Below are 19,244 nucleotides of genomic sequence, written 5' to 3'. Positions count from 1 at the left end.
ACCGGAAGCATCAAGCTTGGCCCGGTAAGCTGCTATCCACCACAAAGCGGTATTGTTTGCCGCAGTGCAGAATCACTTCTTTTTGCTGACGCTTGAGAATTTTGACCTCGACGCGGATTTCGCCGAAGCCGTCGTGCTGCAATACTTCATCAAGCAATTCCATCAGCTTGCTTTTGACGGGTTGGGCTTGCATGTGCTTATGGTTTCTCATCATCTCTATTTCTCCCTCATTCAATTCAAGCGTGTTCATTGCGCCGGCAAGGCCAGTTTGTAACCGCTATGGCGGGCCTGATTCAGCCAGTAATCGGCTTTTTCCTGTTGTTCCAGATTGGGACTGGTGGCATAGACCCGGTACAGCATGTATTGGGCGTGGGCGTGGCCTTGACGAGCGGCTTTTTCGAACCAGCGCGCCGCCAGCGTCATGTCTTGTGGGCCGCCCAGCCCCAGGTAATACAGTTCTCCCAGCAGGGCTTCGCTGTTCGCATCGCCAAAATTGGCGGCACGATGGCACCAATCGAAGGCCTGGGCAAAATTGATTTTGCGCAATTTGTCGCCGTTGCGGTAGGCGTAGCAGTTTTCATTGGCTACGGTCGCTTCCGAGTCATGGCCGATGAAAGCTGGCTGGCACGCGCTGCAACACATTGCGGCCAGCGCCAGACTGAATACTCTCGTTCCCATGCTCCTGCGTGGGAAGGCATGCGGGCGAATAGGGCTTCCCAGGGAGGACCGTAGGGACCAGAACAACAAGGGGCTTAGCATGGTCACTCCGCGCCGCGTTTTAACATGGTTGTGACTCATTGTTCTGTCACCCCTAAGCGCGGCGGCGCGCAAAACTCGCCGCACACCGGCTCGTCGGGATTTTCCGGTTTGGGCACCGGCTTGGCTTGCATGGCGGTATCCGGCGCGTAGCGGTGGTATTTGTCTGTGGGATCGTATTCTTGGTGGCTGTCGTTGCCTTGGTTCAGCACATAGGGCGTAATCAACAGCACCATTTCCGATTTACTGTCGGCGTCGGTAGTTTGTCTAAAAATGTTACCGAGCAGCGGTATGTCAGCAAGGTAGGGTACCTTACGTCTTTCACGAGAAAATCTGTCGCGAATCAAACCACCCACCGCGACGGTATAGCCGTGCCGGGCGAAGATTTCGCCTTCCATGCGGGCCGTAGTAACGGTATCCACCGGTAATTCAACCACGACTCCACCCGTGCTATTTGTTACCGGAATGGATGCGGCTCTCTCGTTTAGTGTTGAGTTTTCCTGCCTGAGCTGGATGTGGATGGTACCGTCGGCATTGATGTGCGGGGTGACTTCCAGGGTGGTGCCGATTTCCTTTAACTCGGTTTCCGGGGTGGAAATGGTGCGGGTGGTATTCAGGTTATCGATGTTGTCGATGGAATAGCCACGCACCATGATGCGTTCCTCTCCTATGAACAGGTTAGCCGGGCGATGATTGGACGCCACCAGCATGGGATTGGAAACCACGTTGACGCGGTTGTTCTTCTCCAAAAATTCGATATTGGCCTTAACCTTATCACTAAGAAATTCGTAAACAAAACTGCCGCCGCCGGTCATGGCCGCTGCACCACCCATGATCAAAGGATTGAGGCTATCGCCTTGAATCTTGGTATTTTTGATTTCGAAGTTGAACAAAGAGCTAAAGTCTTCGCCAACCTTGACGTCGATAATCTTCATTTCCAGCATCACCTGGTTTTGCGGCTTGTCGAGCTGTTCGACCAGGCTGGAAATGGATTTAAGAATGGCATTGTCGCTGGTCTTGACGATCAATTGATTGTGTTCAGCGTTGATGGTGACGTATATCACTTTGTTGATGCCGGACACCTCGGACAGTTCGCCGGGATCGACACGTTTGCCGTCGGCGCCGAGTTCCGCGAGTTGTTCGACGCTTAAATCCTTGGGTACTTCTTCGCGAAAACCTTGTTGCAAGTTGCCGTAGCGACCACCGGCTGCGCCTTGATTGCCCATGCCGCCGGAAAAACGGTTGTTACGTCCGCCGTACATATTGCCGCTGCTGCCACCGCCAAAGCCGCCTTGAAAACCTCCGAATCCGCCGCCCATGCCGCCGCCAAAACCACCCATACCGCCACCGAAGCCGGTATTGCCCATACCCCGGTTATTGCCGAAACCGCTGCCACGGTTATTGCCGCCGCGTCCGTTCATACCGCCCATGCCGCTCAACATCATCGCGTTGCCGTAAGATACCCGCACCCGATTGCCGTAAAGACTTTCGATAGCCATAGCCACCGCCATGACATTGGGGTTGCGCAATTGAAACACGCGCACGTTGTCGTCTTGGCCCATCACCAGATCTTTGCTGTATTCTTCCTTGGTCATCAGTCTGAAGGTACCGGCATCGCCGTTATCCTGGCGATACCAAAGATCGCTGATGCGGCAAATCGTGCGGATGGCGTCTTCCAAGCTGACTTTTTTCAGAAAAATCGTCACATTCTTTTTGCCGGCTTCCGGGGTCGCAACGATGTTGACATTGGCATCTTCGGACAGGACGCGGATGATGTCGGAGACCTGGGAGTTTTTGAACTCCAGTTCCTGAATTTCGAAAGACTTAGCGGCAGCAAGCACGGTAAAGCCTGCCGACAGCAGCATGAGCATGCATAACACCCTGATGTGCTTTGGTTTGACGATTTTCAATTACACCCTCAGTAACTTGATAATTCATGTTTTGCACTTATCGAAAACTTTGGCGCGCCCGGACGCATTAGTCCCAAGCCGCTTGTCGTTTGCGTATCAGCAGGCTGTTTAAAATTTGAATATAAAGATGCTTCCGCCACGTTGGAAAAACCGTTGATCAAGCTGTCCTTAGCCGAGCCCAAACCGCATGGATAAGTCGAAGCGTGCCCTCCATGGCTCCGGCTACCCGCATCCTGACGGGAACGACGGTTTTTTGGGTCTGACAGAAGCATCTTTATATTCAAATCGCCATAGCACAAAATGGCGCGCATTGTATGTTGGCGAATTCCCAGTTGTCGTTAGGAGGAAATCCCGAAATGTTTGCCAATAATTCCGGGCGTTAAGGACTTTGGCGGAATAATGTGCCGAAGCGCTTAAGGACATTAAGCACCTGGTTGGTTGGTTTGAGGATTTAGTTGAAAATAACTTCCGGCGATTCTGATTGCACCGAAGGCGAAACAATGCGCCCCTCTTTGAAACGAGAGACTGGGGGAGATTTTTTAAATAGCTCCTAAGATTGGGAGGCTAAACGGGAGCGAAAAATGTTAGCTGCCGGCGTCGGCAGATTCGCTACCACCGACGAACAGGCGATAGGCTGGATTACCAGTCTCGTCTCGATACGCCAGCCCCAAAGCCGACAAACATTGTTCAAAACGCCCACGCTGCTCACCGTCAATCTGCAAGCCAATCAACACCTTGCCGAAGGCGGCGCCATGATTGCGGTAATGAAACAAGCTGATATTCCACTGGCTACCCAGCGACAACAAAAACTTCAGCAGCGCGCCGGGACGCTCGGGAAACTGGATGCTGTAGACGCTCTCCTTCAACTCGAATGGCGCATGCCCTCCAACCATATAACGGATATGATCCTTGGCCAGTTCGTTGCCGGTCATATCGGTGACCGAAAAACCGTCTACGGTCAATTGCTCGATCAGATGCTGGCGGTCATTTTCCGCGCCGCTGCTGCTGATCCCTACAAACACTTGCGCCATGCGCGCGTCGAAATAGCGATAATTGAACTCGGTGATGCTGCGCTTGCCGATGACTTTGCAAAATCGCAAAAAACTGCCCGGCACTTCCGGTATTTCGACGGCCAGCAGAATTTCTCTATGCTCGCCTACCAGCGTGCGCTCGGCGACATAGCGCAAGCGGTCGAAATTGATATTGGCACCGCTGTCGATGGCAATCAGGGTGTGTTGTTGTAGATGGTGTTGTTCGGCGTATTTTTTCAAACCCGCCACCGCCAGGGCGCCGGCCGGCTCGGCGACCGAGCGGGTATCGTCAAAGATGTCTTTAATCGCCGCGCAAATCTCGTCGGTACTGACGGTGATGACCTGATCGACGTGCTCACGGGCGATGCGGAACGGTTCCTCGCCAACCTGCTTGACGGCCACGCCGTCGGCAAACAAACCGACCTGCTCCAATATCACCCGCTGGCCGGCTTTTAAAGCTTGATTCAAACAATCGGCGTCGTCGGGCTCCACTGCAATGACTTTAATATCCGGGCGCACGAATTTGACGTAAGCGGCGATACCGGCCACCAGTCCGCCACCGCCGACCGGAACGAATATCGCGTGAATATCGCCGTTGTGTTGGCGCAGAATTTCCATGCCTACTGTTCCCTGCCCGGCTATCACTTCCGGGTCGTCGTAAGGATGGATAAACGTCATGCCTTTTTCCGCGACCAATTCCATGGCATGGGCATAAGCATCGTCGTAGGAGTCTCCGTGCAGCACGATTTTCGCGCCGCGTGCCTTTACTGATTTGATCTTGATTTCCGGGGTGGTTTTCGGCATCACGATCAGGGCTTTGATGCCCAGTTTTCTTGCCGCCAAGGCCACACCTTGCGCATGATTGCCGGCGGATGCGGCGATGACGCCGTGAGCGGTTTGTTCCGGTGTCAGGGAGGCGATTTTGTTATAGGCACCGCGCAATTTAAACGAGAATACCGGCTGTAAATCTTCGCGTTTCAGATACACCTTGTTGTTGATTTTCTCCGACAGCGTAGCGGCAAAATCCAATGGGGTTTCCTCGGCAACGTCGTAGACTTTTGCCCGCAATATCTTTTCTATGTATGTCTGCATTATTGTCCTCGGCAACTGCTGGCGCACTTACCGTCCATGCGTGGGTTCCGGGGTTGTTTAGGCGAGGCTGCCTGGAGCCGGTTCGGCGTAAAAACAGCTGAGAGATCAGCGTCAATCGGTTATTATCCCACACAATGACGGGTTAAACGCCGTGTCAGATTTATAAGAGCAATCCATCAGGACCATCACCATGACCATGACTCAAGACGAATTAAAAAAACAAGTCGCTCAGGCTGCGCTGCACTATTTGAAAAACGTACCCATCATCGGCATGGGTACCGGCTCCACCGTCACCCATTTAATTAATCTGTTGGCCGACTGCGATTTCAAAAGAGACATCGAAGGCGCTGTATCCAGCTCGGCGAAAACCACCGAACATTTGCAATCCATCGGCATTCGCGTCATCGAACTGAATCAATCCGGCGATCTGGACATATACGTAGACGGCGCGGACGAAGTCACGCCGCATAAAAAAATGTTGAAAGGCGGCGGCGGCGCGTTGACCCGCGAGAAAATCATCGCCGGCGCCAGCAAAAAATTTGTCTGCATCGTCGACGAAAGCAAATGCGTGGACGTGATGGGCAAGTTTCCGTTGCCCGTCGAAGTATTGCCCTTGTCGCGCAGCTTCGTGGCTCGCCAATTGGCTAAACTGGGCGGCCAACCCGAATTGCGCATGAACAAAGACACCGGCGCCTGCTACATCACCGACAACGGTTGCGAGATTCTGGACGTGCATAATTTGAGCATCCTGGACCCTATCGAGTTGGAAAAAACCATCAACAATATCCCCGGCGTGATCACCAACGGTTTGTTTGCGATCCGCGACGCGGATGTGGTGTTGGTCGGTAAAGGCAGCGAAGTCATTACTTACTAAACAGCGTTACCCGCTATTGCGATAGGTTGTCCGACGCGACGACCTCAGTCGCCGAAAAGCCGGCAGCGCCTTACCCATAAAGCCTTGCCGGCTTTTCCCCATTAAATTTCTGGCTGCCCCAGCCTTAGAACTCTACAATATCCGCCCATCGCAGCCGCCGGCTGCTCTGCTTTTGCAACATTTCTCAGAGTATTTTAGGAACTACCATGTCTGACATTGAAATTGCCCAACAGGCAAGCATGCGCCCGATTATTGATTTGGCCGGCGAAAAATTCGGCATCCCCGCCGCACATTTGGACCCTTACGGTCATTACAAAGCCAAGATTTCCCTGGAATATGTCAACAGCCTGACCGATAAAACCGACGGCAAGCTGATTTTAGTCACCGCGATCAGCCCCACCCCGGCCGGCGAAGGTAAAACTACCACCACGGTAGGTTTGGGTGATGCCTTGAACAGGTTGGGTAAAAAAACCATTATCTGCCTGCGCGAACCTTCGCTGGGCCCTTGCTTCGGTGTAAAAGGCGGCGCGGCCGGCGGCGGGTACGCGCAAGTAGTGCCGATGGAAGACATCAATCTTCATTTTACCGGCGACTTCCACGCCATCGGTGTGGCGCACAATTTGTTGTCGGCGTTGATCGACAACCATATCAATCACGGCAACAAACTGGACATCGACCCGCGCCGCATCCAATGGAAACGGGTAATCGACATGAACGACCGGGCTCTGCGCAAAATCACCATCGGCCAAGGCGGGCCGGCGAACGGCTATTTGCGCGAGGACGGCTTCGACATCGTCGTCGCCTCGGAAGTGATGGCGATTCTGTGTCTGGCCACCAGCCGCGCAGATTTGAAGGAGCGTTTGGGCCGCATCGTCATCGGCTACAAATCCGACAAAGTCACGCCGGTTTACGCCAGCGACCTGAAAGCGCATGGCGCGATGGCGGCGATCTTAAAAGATGCGATCAAACCCAACCTGGTACAAACCCTGGAAAACAATCTGGCGATTATTCATGGCGGCCCGTTTGCCAACATCGCCCACGGTTGCAACACCGTCACCGCCACCAAAACCGCGTTGAAGCTGGCCGATTATGCGGTCACCGAAGCCGGCTTTGGCGCCGACTTGGGCGCGGAAAAGTTTCTGGACATCAAATGCCGCATGTCCGGCTTAAAGCCATCGGCGGTGGTATTGGTCGCCACAGTACGCGCGTTGAAATTCCATGGCGGCGTAGCTAAAGACGATTTGAACCAGGAAAATCTGGCGGCACTGGAACAAGGTTTTGCCAATCTGGAACGCCATCTGCATAACATTACCCAGCATTACGGCCTGCCCTGCGTGGTCAGCATCAATCACTTTACTTTCGACACCGATGCCGAAATCGCCTTGCTACAGCAGAAATGCGAAGCCTTGGGCGTGAAATGCGTAGTCGCCAAACACTGGGCGCACGGTGGGGCCGGCGCGGAACAATTGGCTCAAGAAATACTGAACATCGTCGATCATCGCGAACCCGGTTTTAGTTATGTTTACGACAGCGAACTACCGCTGTGGAATAAGATCGAAGCCATCGCCACCAAGCTGTACGGCGCGGCAAACATCAGCGCCAGCCCGAAAATTCGCGCCGAGTTGAAGGCGCTGCAAGCCAACTACGGTCATTTCCCGGTCTGCATGGCGAAAACCCAAATGTCGTTTTCCACCAACCCCAATGCCAAGGGCGCGCCATCCGACCATACTGTGGAAATCAATGAAGTACGTCTGGCTAACGGCGCCGGCTTCATCGTGGCGATTGCCGGTGACATGATGACGATGCCCGGCTTACCGAAAGTACCGGCCGCCGAGCGTATCGATATTAGCGACGACGGCGTGATCAGCGGTTTGTTCTAAATATCGCTAGGCAAATTGGGTCGATTGTTCGAATTTTTTGCAATGCAATCGGCCCGTTTCCTTCAACCTTACACGTAGCAGGTATAAGCACCCTGGACTATGCTTGAGCATATGAATAGTCGCCGGGAGTGGACATGCTTGACCTGAAAACCGTTAAATTCAACCACAAAATAGCGGCCCTATCGCTGATACCCTTAGCAGGCTTACTGCTAATGGCCTCCTTCGTGGTCTACACCCATATTGTGGAGATGCGGTCAGCGGCAAAGATTATCTCCTTAGCCAACTTTTCCGTGTACGCCAGCGATCTGGTGCATGAATTACAAAAAGAACGCGGCTTGTCGGTCGGGCATTTGGGTAGTGGCGGCCAGAAATTTAAACAAGAACTGGGGCAACAACGCTTAACCACGGACGAAAAACTGAAACAACTGAATGCTTTTCTCAAAACATTCGACACCAAAGCCGCCGCCAATCTGGCGGCTGGTTTGGCGGCGGCAGACCGGCAAATCGACCAACTCGACGAGACTCGCCAGTCGGTCACCGCTTTAAGCGCCAGCGGCGAAGTTACCATCAATTACTATTCCAATCTAAATGCCGCCTATCTGGCGATCATCGCCCAATTGCCTCAATTGAGCACCAATGTAGAAATCAATCACAAGCTGGATGCCTATGCCAATTTTCTGAAAGGCAAGGAGCAAGCGGGCGTGGAGCGGGCCGTGTTGGCGAACACTTTTGCCAAGGACGCTTTTGGCCCCGGCATGTATGAAAAACTGGTGACGCTGATCGCTTTTCAGAATACTTATCTGGATATTTTCGCCTCTGTCGCCCCCCAGCAGTACCTGGATTTTTTACAACACACGCTGCGCGGCCAATTTATTGATGAAACGGCGGCGATGCGCAGCAAAGCTCTTAGCAATACCGATAAAGGCGGTTTTGGGGTAGACCCCGCCCACTGGTTTGCGATGCAAACCGGCAAGATCAATCTGTTGAAAGACGTGGAAAACTATATCGCCAAGGACACCATAGACTCGTCCAAGGCGATTGAAAACAGCGCCAGTCGCCGTTTGTTGTTCAACGGCGTGTTTATTATTGTGGTAGCGGGGTTGTCTTTTTCGCTATTTTGGATACTGCGTAAGGACATAGCCGCTCAGTTGGGCGGAGAACCGTTGCAGGTCAATAATCTGGCAGTCAATATCGCTGCCGGGAAACTGGAACGACGGGGCATGCCGCAAGCAGAGCATCATGTCGGCATTTTTGCCGCCATGCTGACCATGCAAAAACGTCTGGCCGATGTGATTGGCACTATCGGCAGTTGTTCGGCGCAAATCGCTCAAGCCTCTACCGAAGTCAATAATGCGGCGCAAACCCTCAGTCAAAGCAGTTGCGAACAAGCGGCCAGCATTGAACAAACCAGCGCCGCACTGGAACAATTGACCGGGTCGGTAGAACACAACCATGAGAATGCGCAGACTACGGAACAAATTGCCCTTACCGCCGCCGAATCGGCGCAAAGCGGTGAACAGGCGATCAGAGACACCGTGGAAGCGATGAACAAAATCGCCGAGAAAATCGGCTTAATCGAAGCGATTGCCTACCAAACCAACTTGCTGTCATTAAACGCTTCGATAGTCGCCGCCAAAGCGGGCGAACACGGTGCCGGCTTCTCGGTCGTAGCAACCGAGGTGCGGAAGTTGGCAACCCGCAGCCAGGATACCGCCAACGAAATCGGCGAACTCGCCAATACCGGCCTGGACATCGCTGAAAACGCCGGCCGTATCTTCAGCCAAATGCTGCCCAGCATTCAAAAAACCGCTACGCTGGTACAGGAAATAGCCATCGCATCCGACGAACAGGCTGCCGGCGTCCGGCAAATCAGTCAAGCGGTAGGACAGTTGGATACGGCCATTCAGCATAACGCGGCAGCTTCTGAGCAATTGGCCGCCACTGCTGAAGAATTAAACGATCAAAGCCAAACGCTCATGCGAGAAGTTGGCTTTTTTAAGATGCACTAACAGACAAAAGATAACGGAAATAACATGAACGAATTCGTTTGGGAAAATCAATATCTGCTCGGAAACGAAGCCGTTGACCAACAGCACAGAGAGATTTTCGATCTGGCAAACCAATTGGTGAGCTCGAAAGATACGCAAGCGCTAGCCGAAAATATTATGTTGCTTTATCAACACGTTAGAGAGCACTTTCAAGCTGAAGAAGCCTTTATGAAACAGCACGACTATCCGGAATATCAACATCATGTGCAGACGCATAATGTGATGCTGGAGAAACTGATCGCGTTTAGTGCTGGAATCCATCAGCAAAAACGACAGGAAATAGACGTGTCCGGCTTCATGCGCGACTGGATTACTCATATGGCAGAGGAAGATGCTGCCATTAATACTTATTTAAAAACCCAGAAATAGCGGAAGAACACCTAACAGGATAGCAACGAGTGCTGCTACCTAGCCGTGAAGAAGGCAAGCTGCTGGGAGAATGCCGGAAAATTCTTCCAGCATAGCTCCCAGATCAAAACCTAGTCCGCATTTGCGAGCAGATGGTCTTGAGATTGCGCCAAGTCGTTTAGTAACGATAGCTCGTCCAACGACAGTACCCGGCTAATCGCCAAAAGTATAATAAATACGTCGTCGACACGGGCCATGGCTTGAATAAAATCGGTACGAATATCGGTACCGAAATCCGGAGCCGGCTGGATATTGGCGGGCGGAATTTCCAAAATCTCCCGGACTTCGTCCACCAACATGCCGATCAGTTGCGAACCCTCGCCCGCTTCAACCGCCACCAACACAATACAACTGCGCTTGCTCACTTCCGAGCAATGCCGGCTTAATCGTGCCGATAAATCGATTACCGGCACCACGCTGCCGCGCAAATTGATCACGCCGTGAATATAGTCCGGCGTCAACGGCACCCGGGTCACGTTGGCAATTTCGATAATTTCCTTCACATCCAGAATGCTGACGGCAAAACTTTCTGTCCCCACTAAAAAAGTCAGGTATTGGCCTACCTGCTCCTGAACCGCCACAGCTTGGCCGGTTTCTCTCCGAATCAGATTACTCATGGTCTGTTCTCCAGAGATTAAAAGCGCTCAAAGTCTTTGTCGTTAAAATTAATCGACCCATCCGCTAAAGCCGGAGCCGCAGGCTTAGCAGCATAGCTGGGACTTACCGGACCTCTATTTGGGCGAGGTGCAGGCGGAGTCGATCTGTAATTTTGCGCTCTTTTGTCCTCCTCCAATTTAAAGAAGGCCACGGCGTGCTGCAGTTGGGTCGCTTGGCCATTTAATTCTTCTGAGGTCGCTGCTAATTCTTCTGAACTGGCGGCGTTTTGCTGGGTAGCCTTATCCAATTGGCGCATGGCTTCGTTGATCTGATTGATGCCACTGGATTGTTCGATCGACGCGGCATTAATTTCTTGAACCAAATCGGCGGTTTTAGCGATATTAGGCACCACTGCGCTGATCAAACCACCGGCTTTCTCAGCTATCGCCACGCTATTAGTGGCCAATTCATTGATCTCTTCGGCGGTGACCCGACTACTTTCCGCCAACTTACGCACTTCTGCCGCTACCACCGCAAAACCTTTTCCGTGCTCACCGGCGGACGCGGCCTCGATGGCGGCGTTTAACGATAGCAGGTTTGTTTTGTAAGCAATGTCTTCGATTAAACCAATTTTTTTGGCGATGTGTTTCATGGCCGTTACCGTTTCGTTCACGGCATTACCGCCATCGCGGGCTTCGCTGGCAGATTTGGTGGCCATTTGTTCGGTGATGTGGGCATTTTCGGTATTTTGTTGTACCGACGAATTAAGTTGTTCAATCGACGAAGTCGTTTCTTCCACGCTTGCTGCTTGCTCGGTGGCCATTTGACTCATCGATTGCGCCGTGGCACTAACTTGCTGCGATGCGCTCAACAAGGCCTCTGAATTGGAACGCACTTCCTGCACCACTCTGACCAAATGCCCGCGCATATCTTTCAAGGCGTTGGCAACCACGCCGATTTCGTCTTCACGATTGATATTAATGGCGGTACTAAATTCTCCTTGCGCCAGTGCGTCCACTACCCGTTGCAGTTCATTCAAGGGCAGAATAATGCCACGAGTAATTACCCAGCCCAGAATCCCCGTGAATATCAAGATCGATGCACTGATCACATTCACTATAAAGGTTGCGCTTTCCTTTTCAGCCGCCGCTTCGTCAGCAGACTTTTTGCCCTCTTCAATGACATATTCTTGGAAACTATCGATTTTGCTGTTGAACTCCTCAGCGATTGGCGCACCCGCTGTCAGCGCCGCTCGACTATCGGCATCATTATTTTTTCGAGAGACCTCGATAATTTTATCGATAGACAACCCATACTCCTTATAGGTTTTTGTCATTTCCTCGAACAACTTGCGGTCTTTGCCCTCGTCGACCGTTTTTTCCACCAGTGCAAACGCCTTCTCAATACCATCCTGCGCATCCTTGATCGTTGCTTCGACTTTTGCCTTTTCAGCAATATCCTCGGTCAATACATGCCGATAGACCCGAACCCGCAAACGTCCCAGTCGCTGGCCGGCATCACCGAGGGCCGAGAGCGCCGGTACGGTCTTCAAATTTGCAAAATTTGTTTTTTCATAGACACTGGTCATACTGCGTTGGCCTATCCAGGCGACAGCCGCCAAACCAATAATGGCCACCACGACCAGTAAAATCATTTTTCTTACCACGGTCATTTTCATTTTCTTATTCCTTATAAATTAAAGCCGGAACAGAGTGCCTTCAAGTAACGGGGAATTCTCCCGACAAAAGTGCAGCCTTTCACTGGCAAAAATAGAATCTACGGTCTTAAAGGGGACAGTTCACTGTTCATACATTGGCACTTTTCGGTGCTTAAAACTGGTTGCCGAGTCAATCAGACCCTGCACATCTAAAATTAAAGCTACATTACCGTCGCCCAACACCGTAGCGCCGGTAATACCTTTAAGTTTTTCGAAAACCCTGCCCAAAGGCTTGATGACAGTTTGATGCTCGCCATGCAATTCATCGACAACAAACCCGGCTTTGCTTTGCCCGAATTTGACCACCACCACGCTCTCGCGCTTCCTAGTGGTGTCATGGGAACCGTTCCGAAAGTAATCCGCTAAACGCAAATACGGTAAAACCTGGCCGCGTAAATTAATGTAATGCTGTAATTCATCAATCTCGCATTCGTTGGCGTTCATCTCGATGCATTCGTCCACCATACTCAACGGGATGATGTAGCGGTCCTGACCGGTGCCGACCATAAAACCATCGATAATTGCCAGGGTCAGCGGTAAGCGTATGGAAATGGTGGTGCCCTCGCCTTCTACGCTGTCTATCTCGACGGAGCCGCGTAAGGCTTCGATATTTTTTTTCACCACATCCATGCCGACACCGCGCCCGGATAAATTGGTGGCTTGATCCTTGGTGCTAAGTCCGGCGGCGAATATCAGATTGTGAATGTCTTGTTGGGACAAATCGTGATCGGGTTTAATCAAACCGTTAGCTAATGCTTTGGCGAGTATTCTGTCGCTATTTAAACCAGCGCCGTCATCGGCGATTTGAATCACGATATGCCCGGATTCGTGGTAGGCATTGAGTTGCACGGTACCTTGTGCCGGCTTACCTACGGCGAGCCGCTGCTCGGGACTTTCAATGCCGTGATCGAGGGCGTTGCGGATCAAATGCGTTAACGGATCGTTGATTTTTTCGACGACCGTTTTATCCAACTCGGTTTCGCCGCCGCTGATAAAAAGTTCGATGTCTTTATTCAATTCTTTACTAACGTCGCGCACCACCCGTTTAAACCGGGAAAAGGTTTCGCCGATTTGCACCATGCGCAATTCCAATGCGGTATCGCGAATACTGCCGACTAAGGCATTCATGCTGGCGGCCACGTCGCCGGCATCGCTGAGGCCATGCCGCTCAACGATCAAATTCATCGCCGCACTGGAAATCACCAGCTCACCGACCAAATTGATCAAATGGCCCAGTTTGGTAGCATCGACCCGGATGTAATTGGCTTCGCTTGCCAGTTTTTGTTTGGTCTGTTCCTGTTTTTTCAGCGCTTGATCGACTAATGGCTGCTGTACGACATGTTGCTCGACCAGTATCTCTCCCAAGGGTTTGCCGGGGACGATAACCAGTTCGGAATCAATATTGGCCTGCTGACGTTGCAAAGCATGGTTGACATCATTTTGAGTCAGCGCCCCAACCTGCACCAACATATCGCCCAAGCGGTTGACATGATTGTCATCCTGGGCATTCAACAGATTTAAATATTCCTCCAGCTTGGAATTAGGCGGCAAAATTTTGATATCGCAATCGTCCGAGGCAAAATCAAACACCGCCTCTATCGTCTGTTTATTCGCATCGCTCTGAAAAGCAATTTTGAAATGCAAATAGCAGCTTTCCGGGTCCATGTCGTCACCGACCGGCATTTCCGGGGCTACAGTAAGAATTTGTTTAATCTCACCCAAGGTGCGCAGATAGCGAATAAACGACAAGGGGTCCATGCCGTTTCTGAAGGCATCTTTCTGAAACTCTAGAGAAATTAGCCAGTTATCGTCCACCGATATTTCACCGCCGCCTTCAATTTCCAGCTGGACGCTATCGTCGCTTTGCTGCATGTCGGTCGTTTGCCGTCCGGTCAATTGCCGAATCAAACGTTCTCCATCCGCCGCCAAGCTTGCCGGTAACTCGGAGTCTTTCTGCGTCAAACAATGTTCGATCAATTTAGCAGTGTGATCCTTGCTGTCCAACAAGACAGAAATCAATTCCGCGTCGATGCCGCGTTCGCCGTTACGCACTTTATCCAGGACCGACTCCGCTTCATGGGTAAAGCCGACAATGGCGTTAAAACCAAACAATCCGGAAGAGCCTTTGATGGTATGCATGGCCCTGAATAAACTGTTGATGGTTTCGCTATCGTCCGGTTTACTCTCCAGAGACAACAAAGCGTCTTCCATATCAGTTAACAACTCTTCAGCCTCTTGGGCGAAAACCGTTAAGGCCGCATCTAATTCGCTCATGATGTTTTCCAATCTGCGGAGATTACGATAGGGTCGCCGAAATGCTTACTCAGGTTGAGCAGTTCCAGCACTTCAACGACCGCCTCGCTATGCTGAATAAGACTAAAGCGGATATCGCGGCTGACGGCTTCCTGCTTCAGAAACATCAGCAGTTGCACACCGGCGCTATCGATTTCAGTGACATCGGCAAGATCGATTTGCACGTCTTTAGCCGAGCTTAGATACGGGGATAGTGCTTGTTTGTGTTCCAGCACCGAGTAGATGGTCAATTCACCCTGAATGGCTAGATGGGTGACACCCTTTTTTTGTTGTTTTAGGTGGATAGCCAAGGTTTTCTCCCCTTGTGCAATGGGGTTGTTTTTAAGGCAACACCAATTTGGACACCGCGTCGAGTAAAGTGGGGGCTTGAAACGGTTTGGTCAGCCAGGCTTTCGCGCCGGCGGCCTTGCCAGCCTGTTTTTTATCGTCGGCGGCTTCGGTAGTCAGCATCATCATCGGGGTGAATTTGTATGCCGGGAGTTTTTTGGCTTCCGTCACAAAGGTTATGCCATCCATATTCGGCATATTCACATCGGTAATGATCAAATTGATTTTTTGTCCGGTTAATTTACTCAGTGCATCCCTGCCGTCGCAGGCCTCAATCACATCGTAGCCGGCACCCTTTAGGGCAATGCCGACAACCTGTCGAATGGATGCCGAGTCATCAACAATCATGATGGTTTTAGCCATTAGTCAATCCTTCATCAAATTTAGAAAAATGTAATCTCATCGTTGGCGGAAGTGCTTTGGTGACTGACCGCCGCACTTGAAGAGTGATTCAACAACTCTTCCGGCATCGTGTAACTAAGCTCCATTCTCGACAATGTGGCGCCGACATCCAAGCTATTTGCTTGGCGCTCGCCGCTGCTGCGCGTGGCATCTACCGCAGTTTGCAGGCTGTTTAGATTATGTTCGACATGCGACAGCATTTGGCTGACCCGATCCTGAAACTGGAACGCCGTCAACACCGAGAAAATCTCGTCGCGAATTTGCGCGCTGTTGCCGCGTAACTGATCCGCATCGTTTCTGAACATATCCAAAGCCACCCGCAAATCGTCCAGAGCGGTGCGGATGGCGTGTTCGGCATCTCGGATCGCTTTGTCATCGGAAGAGCCGGATGCCTCGGACATTTTCAACGTCGAGGCCATGGCTTTGTTGATATCAGCAATGGCGTGGCTGATTTTTTCCCCGGTGGAAGACGAAAATCCGGCCAGTTTACGGACTTCGTCGGCTACAACCGCAAAACCCCGGCCATTTTCGCCTGCGCGAGCGGCTTCGATAGCCGCATTTAGAGCCAGTAAATTGATTTGCTCAGCGACCTTGCGCACTTCCTGCGCCATCGTGTCCAGTTGACCGGTATGTGCGGACAATTTACGAACCTCGTCGACTACCGCATGCTCAACGTCCTGGATTTCACTTAAAACTTTTAACACCGCCGTCAAAGCATCCCGGGTTTCGCCGAATAACACATCCACGCTACGACCTTGACGATTCTGCGCACCGCCGGAAATCAGTCTCTCCAATTGATTAACCATAGCGGCGAAACGGCTGGTCAGGACGGTGATTTCCTGTTCGGTATGCGTTCTGGATGTTTGTACTTGTCTGAGCAAAATGGGCACTACTTGCAGAAACAACCGCTCCAGCTCAATGGCGTATGCTTCAAGCTCTTGCAGTTTTAAATCTTCGTCGCCACGCCAGGCGTTATTAGCTTCATTCAGCGCGGTTTGCTGTTTATTGTACAAAGTAGACCCAATCAGGACGCCGGCAAAACCAAGCCCGGCAGTAGCTCCCAAGCTGATCAAACTGAAACCGGTTTGCACGCAAGCCAACAATCCACCTGTCACACCCAACCCCACCGTTAACAGATAAAAACCAAGTGGACCGGGGCTCTTGGCTACAGGATAAGGTTTTCGAAGCATGGGAATTCCGTCTGGGTTTTGGGTATGTTAAAGATAGTAGAGAGTTTTAAATTTGCATTCAACCCACTACCATCTTAGGTTTTTCGTTAATGTTAAGTTCTCAGCACTTCCTGTAATTATTTACTGACATAATTACGTCGCATATCCTTACTAACGGAGACGGTTTTATTACTATTGCCCCGATCACAACCGAAGAATTCGAACGCTTCAGACGTTTGATTTACGACCATGCCGGCATCGCTCTGACGCCGGAAAAGAAAGTCATGGTAGCCAGCCGGCTGGCCAAAAGGCTCGATTATTACCAGCTAGAACATTACGGGGAATACTACCAACTGGCTGTCAGTCCCGATTACCCCCATGAATTTCAAACGCTGGTCAACATTCTGACCACCAATGAAACGTATTTTTTTCGGGAGCCAAAGCACTTCGAATTTTTTCAACAGCACATTCTTAAGACCTGGCGCGGCGAGCATTTTAGGGTTTGGAGCGCGGCTAGTTCGACAGGAGAAGAAGCCTATACTCTGGCAATGGTATTAGCGGAGAACCTAGGCACGCGCAATTGGGAGATTTTCGGCTCCGATTTGAGCACGCGAGTGCTGGAAGTTGCCCGTCATGGCGTCTATCCACTGGATAGGCTGGACCATATGGACAAACGCCTATTGGAAAAATATTGTTTACGCGGCGTGCGCAGCCAGGAAGGTTTTTTTCGTGTGGACAACAAACTACGCAGCCGCGTCAAATTTGATCAGGTTAATTTGATGAGTTCACTGCCGCATACATTGGGGAGGTTCGACGTAATTTTTCTGCGTAATGTTCTAATCTATTTTGACCAAGACACCAAAAAGCAGGTCGTCGAACGACTGATTACCGCGCTAAAGCCTGGCGGACATTTCATCATCAGTCATTCGGAAAGCCTGCACCGGGTCACCGAACAGTTACAAATGCTGAAGCCTTCTATCTACCGGAAACCATGAAAATCCTGCCCTTCCGAGATACCCAGCGTATCGTCATCGATCCGGGCGAATTCTATGCCTCCCGCCAGCCGGAAGTCATTTCAACACTATTGGGCTCGTGCGTGGCTGCCTGCCTATATGACCCAATCAATCGGGTATTTGGCATGAATCATTTTTTGCTGGCTTATCGTTCCTACTCCAAAAACATGCCTATCATCGAATCCGAAGAGGGCCGTTACGGCATTTATGCGATGGAATTGCTGATCAACGAAATGATGAAACTGGGCGCCAACCGGCTCAATCTACAAGCCAAATGCTTCGGCGGCGGCAACGTATTAAAACTGCGAGAGGACAAAAACCGCAAGGAAACCGTGGGCGACGTGAATGTTTTATTCATCAAAGAGTTTTTAAAAAAAGAAAACATTCCTATGCTTAGTGCCTGTCTAGGCGGCAATATCGGCAGAAACGTCCATTTCGTCGGTACTGATTATTCGGTGTTTATCAAAAAAATCGACCACAATCAGCAACTGTCTCTTGAAAATGAAGAGCGCCGCTACTGGAAGAAAAATATCGACGAACATGAAAAATCCAGAAGCAGTGCCGAATTCTGGTAAATCATCCAAGACCATTAACAGGCAACACTATGACAGACACAAAAGTATTTATTGTCGACGACTCCGCCGTGGTCCGGCAGGTATTAACCGGATTGCTCGATAGCCTGCCTGGCGTCAAAGTGATCGGCGCCGCGCCGGATCCCATCTTTGCCCTGACCCGCATGGAAAAAGACTGGCCGGATGTCATCATCCTGGACATTGAAATGCCGCGCATGGACGGCATCACCTTCCTTAAGAAGCTAATGCACGAACATCCCACGCCGGTCGTGATCTGTTCGACGCTCACGGCAAAAGGCGCGGAAGTGACGATGCAGGCCATGAGTGCCGGTGCCGTCGACATCATCACCAAACCGACCGTCAACCTGAAGGGCTTTTTGCAAGATTCGAAAACCCTGCTGGCGGATGCGATTAAAGGTGCTGCGCATGCCAGACTAAAAAAATCGGCTATCCCAAGCGGCAAACCTCTGGATGGCAGCCCGAAATTAACCGCCGACGCCGTCATTTCCCCGACCAGCCTGATCTCGATGACGGAAACCACCGATCGCGTCGTCGCCATTGGCACATCAACCGGCGGCACCCAGGCTCTGGAATACGTATTGACGCGATTACCCCGTACCACGCCGGGAATCGTCATTGTGCAGCACATGCCGGAGGCATTTACCGCCGCATTTGCCAAACGGCTGGACAGCCTGTGCCAAATTACAGTTAAAGAGGCCGAGCAAAACGACCGGGTCATTCCCGGCCTGGCTTTGATCGCGCCCGGCGGCAAACACATGCTGTTGCGCCGCAGCGGCGCCCAATACCGGGTGGAAATCAAGGATGGCCCCTTGGTAAGCCGCCATCGGCCATCGGTGGATGTGTTGTTCCGCTCGGCCGCGCAAGCTGCCGGCAAAAACGTACTGGGCATAATCATGACCGGCATGGGCGACGACGGCGCCCATGGAATGAAAGAATTACACGATACCGGCGCACTTTGCGTGGCCCAAGACGAAGCCAGTTGCGTGGTCTACGGCATGCCCAAGGAAGCAGTAAAACTGGGCGGCACCGACGGCGAATTGCCTTTATCAGCTATCCCGAATTTGATCATGCAATCGCCGAATCGGGCAAAATTCTTGAAAGGTTAAAGGCCGGT

Annotated in this window: 17 protein-coding genes; 7 read left to right on the top strand and 10 right to left on the bottom strand. The window is 51.5% G+C overall.

The window, feature by feature from the left end; genetic code table 11:
* Positions 1-10: 10 nt before the first annotated feature.
* The 4 genes from JL719_RS09470 to ilvA all read right to left on the bottom strand — a co-directional run bounded on the left by JL719_RS09470 (position 11) and on the right by ilvA (position 4,789).
* Entirely contained in the window at positions 11-214 is a 204-nt protein-coding gene (locus JL719_RS09470; protein ID WP_201799028.1) for a hypothetical protein, read from the bottom strand.
* A gap of 32 nt (positions 215-246) precedes the next feature.
* On the bottom strand, positions 247-678 hold the full coding sequence (locus JL719_RS09465) for a tetratricopeptide repeat protein (protein ID WP_165385944.1): 432 nt from the start codon (positions 676-678) through the stop codon (positions 247-249).
* Between the two features lie 116 nt (positions 679-794).
* Positions 795-2,666, bottom strand: a complete 1,872-nt coding sequence (locus JL719_RS09460) for a secretin GspD/PilQ domain-containing protein (protein WP_129871377.1) — start codon at positions 2,664-2,666, stop codon at positions 795-797.
* Positions 2,667-3,250: 584 nt separating this feature from the next.
* The gene (gene ilvA, locus JL719_RS09455) at positions 3,251-4,789 is read right to left on the bottom strand and encodes a threonine ammonia-lyase, biosynthetic (RefSeq protein WP_201799027.1); all 1,539 of its coding nucleotides are present in this window, start codon (positions 4,787-4,789) and stop codon (positions 3,251-3,253) included.
* A gap of 196 nt (positions 4,790-4,985) precedes the next feature.
* Between ilvA and rpiA the strand changes: the two genes are divergently transcribed.
* The 4 genes from rpiA (at position 4,986) to JL719_RS09435 (ending at position 9,960) form a co-directional block, all read left to right on the top strand.
* Positions 4,986-5,663, top strand: a complete 678-nt coding sequence (rpiA, locus tag JL719_RS09450) for a ribose-5-phosphate isomerase RpiA (RefSeq protein ID WP_033156755.1) — start codon at positions 4,986-4,988, stop codon at positions 5,661-5,663.
* Positions 5,664-5,869: 206 nt separating this feature from the next.
* Positions 5,870-7,543 (top strand): formate--tetrahydrofolate ligase, encoded by a 1,674-nt coding sequence (locus JL719_RS09445; protein WP_033156653.1) that lies wholly within the window; start codon positions 5,870-5,872, stop codon positions 7,541-7,543.
* A gap of 134 nt (positions 7,544-7,677) precedes the next feature.
* Positions 7,678-9,552 carry a methyl-accepting chemotaxis protein gene (locus JL719_RS09440; protein WP_051669979.1) on the top strand — a complete coding sequence of 625 codons (1,875 nt, stop codon included), beginning with the start codon at positions 7,678-7,680 and terminating at the stop codon, positions 9,550-9,552.
* A gap of 24 nt (positions 9,553-9,576) precedes the next feature.
* Positions 9,577-9,960, top strand: a complete 384-nt coding sequence (locus JL719_RS09435; protein WP_033156654.1) for a bacteriohemerythrin — start codon at positions 9,577-9,579, stop codon at positions 9,958-9,960.
* Positions 9,961-10,070: 110 nt separating this feature from the next.
* Here JL719_RS09435 and JL719_RS09430 read toward each other — a convergent pair whose 3' ends face one another.
* The 6 genes from JL719_RS09430 to JL719_RS24340 all read right to left on the bottom strand — a co-directional run bounded on the left by JL719_RS09430 (position 10,071) and on the right by JL719_RS24340 (position 16,161).
* On the bottom strand, positions 10,071-10,616 hold the full coding sequence (locus JL719_RS09430) for a chemotaxis protein CheW (RefSeq protein WP_033156655.1): 546 nt from the start codon (positions 10,614-10,616) through the stop codon (positions 10,071-10,073).
* A gap of 17 nt (positions 10,617-10,633) precedes the next feature.
* Positions 10,634-12,274: a methyl-accepting chemotaxis protein gene (locus JL719_RS09425; protein WP_033156656.1), complete on the bottom strand. Its 1,641-nt coding sequence runs from the start codon at positions 12,272-12,274 to the stop codon at positions 10,634-10,636.
* 120 nt (positions 12,275-12,394) lie between these two features.
* The gene (locus JL719_RS09420) at positions 12,395-14,587 is read right to left on the bottom strand and encodes a chemotaxis protein CheA (RefSeq protein ID WP_033156657.1); all 2,193 of its coding nucleotides are present in this window, start codon (positions 14,585-14,587) and stop codon (positions 12,395-12,397) included.
* The gene (locus JL719_RS09415) at positions 14,584-14,916 is read right to left on the bottom strand and encodes an STAS domain-containing protein (RefSeq protein ID WP_033156658.1); all 333 of its coding nucleotides are present in this window, start codon (positions 14,914-14,916) and stop codon (positions 14,584-14,586) included. The genes JL719_RS09420 and JL719_RS09415 overlap by 4 nt, the downstream gene beginning before the upstream one ends.
* Positions 14,917-14,947: 31 nt before the next feature.
* Positions 14,948-15,316, bottom strand: coding sequence for a response regulator (locus JL719_RS09410; protein ID WP_033156659.1), 369 nt, complete (start codon positions 15,314-15,316; stop codon positions 14,948-14,950).
* A 20-nt stretch (positions 15,317-15,336) separates the two neighbouring features.
* Entirely contained in the window at positions 15,337-16,161 is an 825-nt protein-coding gene (locus tag JL719_RS24340; protein ID WP_373276521.1) for a methyl-accepting chemotaxis protein, read from the bottom strand.
* 512 nt (positions 16,162-16,673) lie between these two features.
* Between JL719_RS24340 and JL719_RS09400 the strand changes: the two genes are divergently transcribed.
* From JL719_RS09400 to cheB, 3 genes are read left to right on the top strand one after another with little or no spacing between them, the layout of a single operon-like run.
* Positions 16,674-17,519: a CheR family methyltransferase gene (locus tag JL719_RS09400; protein WP_308441645.1), complete on the top strand. Its 846-nt coding sequence runs from the start codon at positions 16,674-16,676 to the stop codon at positions 17,517-17,519.
* Positions 17,516-18,112, top strand: a complete 597-nt coding sequence (locus tag JL719_RS09395) for a chemotaxis protein CheD (RefSeq protein ID WP_033156662.1) — start codon at positions 17,516-17,518, stop codon at positions 18,110-18,112. Before JL719_RS09400 ends, JL719_RS09395 begins: the two co-directional genes overlap by 4 nt.
* A 29-nt stretch (positions 18,113-18,141) precedes the next feature.
* The gene (gene cheB, locus JL719_RS09390) at positions 18,142-19,236 is read left to right on the top strand and encodes a protein-glutamate methylesterase/protein-glutamine glutaminase (RefSeq protein ID WP_033156663.1); all 1,095 of its coding nucleotides are present in this window, start codon (positions 18,142-18,144) and stop codon (positions 19,234-19,236) included.
* Positions 19,237-19,244: the final 8 nt, after the last annotated feature.

It is taken from the genome of Methylomonas sp. LW13 (genome assembly GCF_016865255.1).
In the GTDB taxonomy this organism is placed as follows: domain Bacteria; phylum Pseudomonadota; class Gammaproteobacteria; order Methylococcales; family Methylomonadaceae; genus Methylomonas.
Note: the sequence above shows the minus strand (reverse complement) of the source record. Positions and strands in the feature narration are given on the sequence as shown.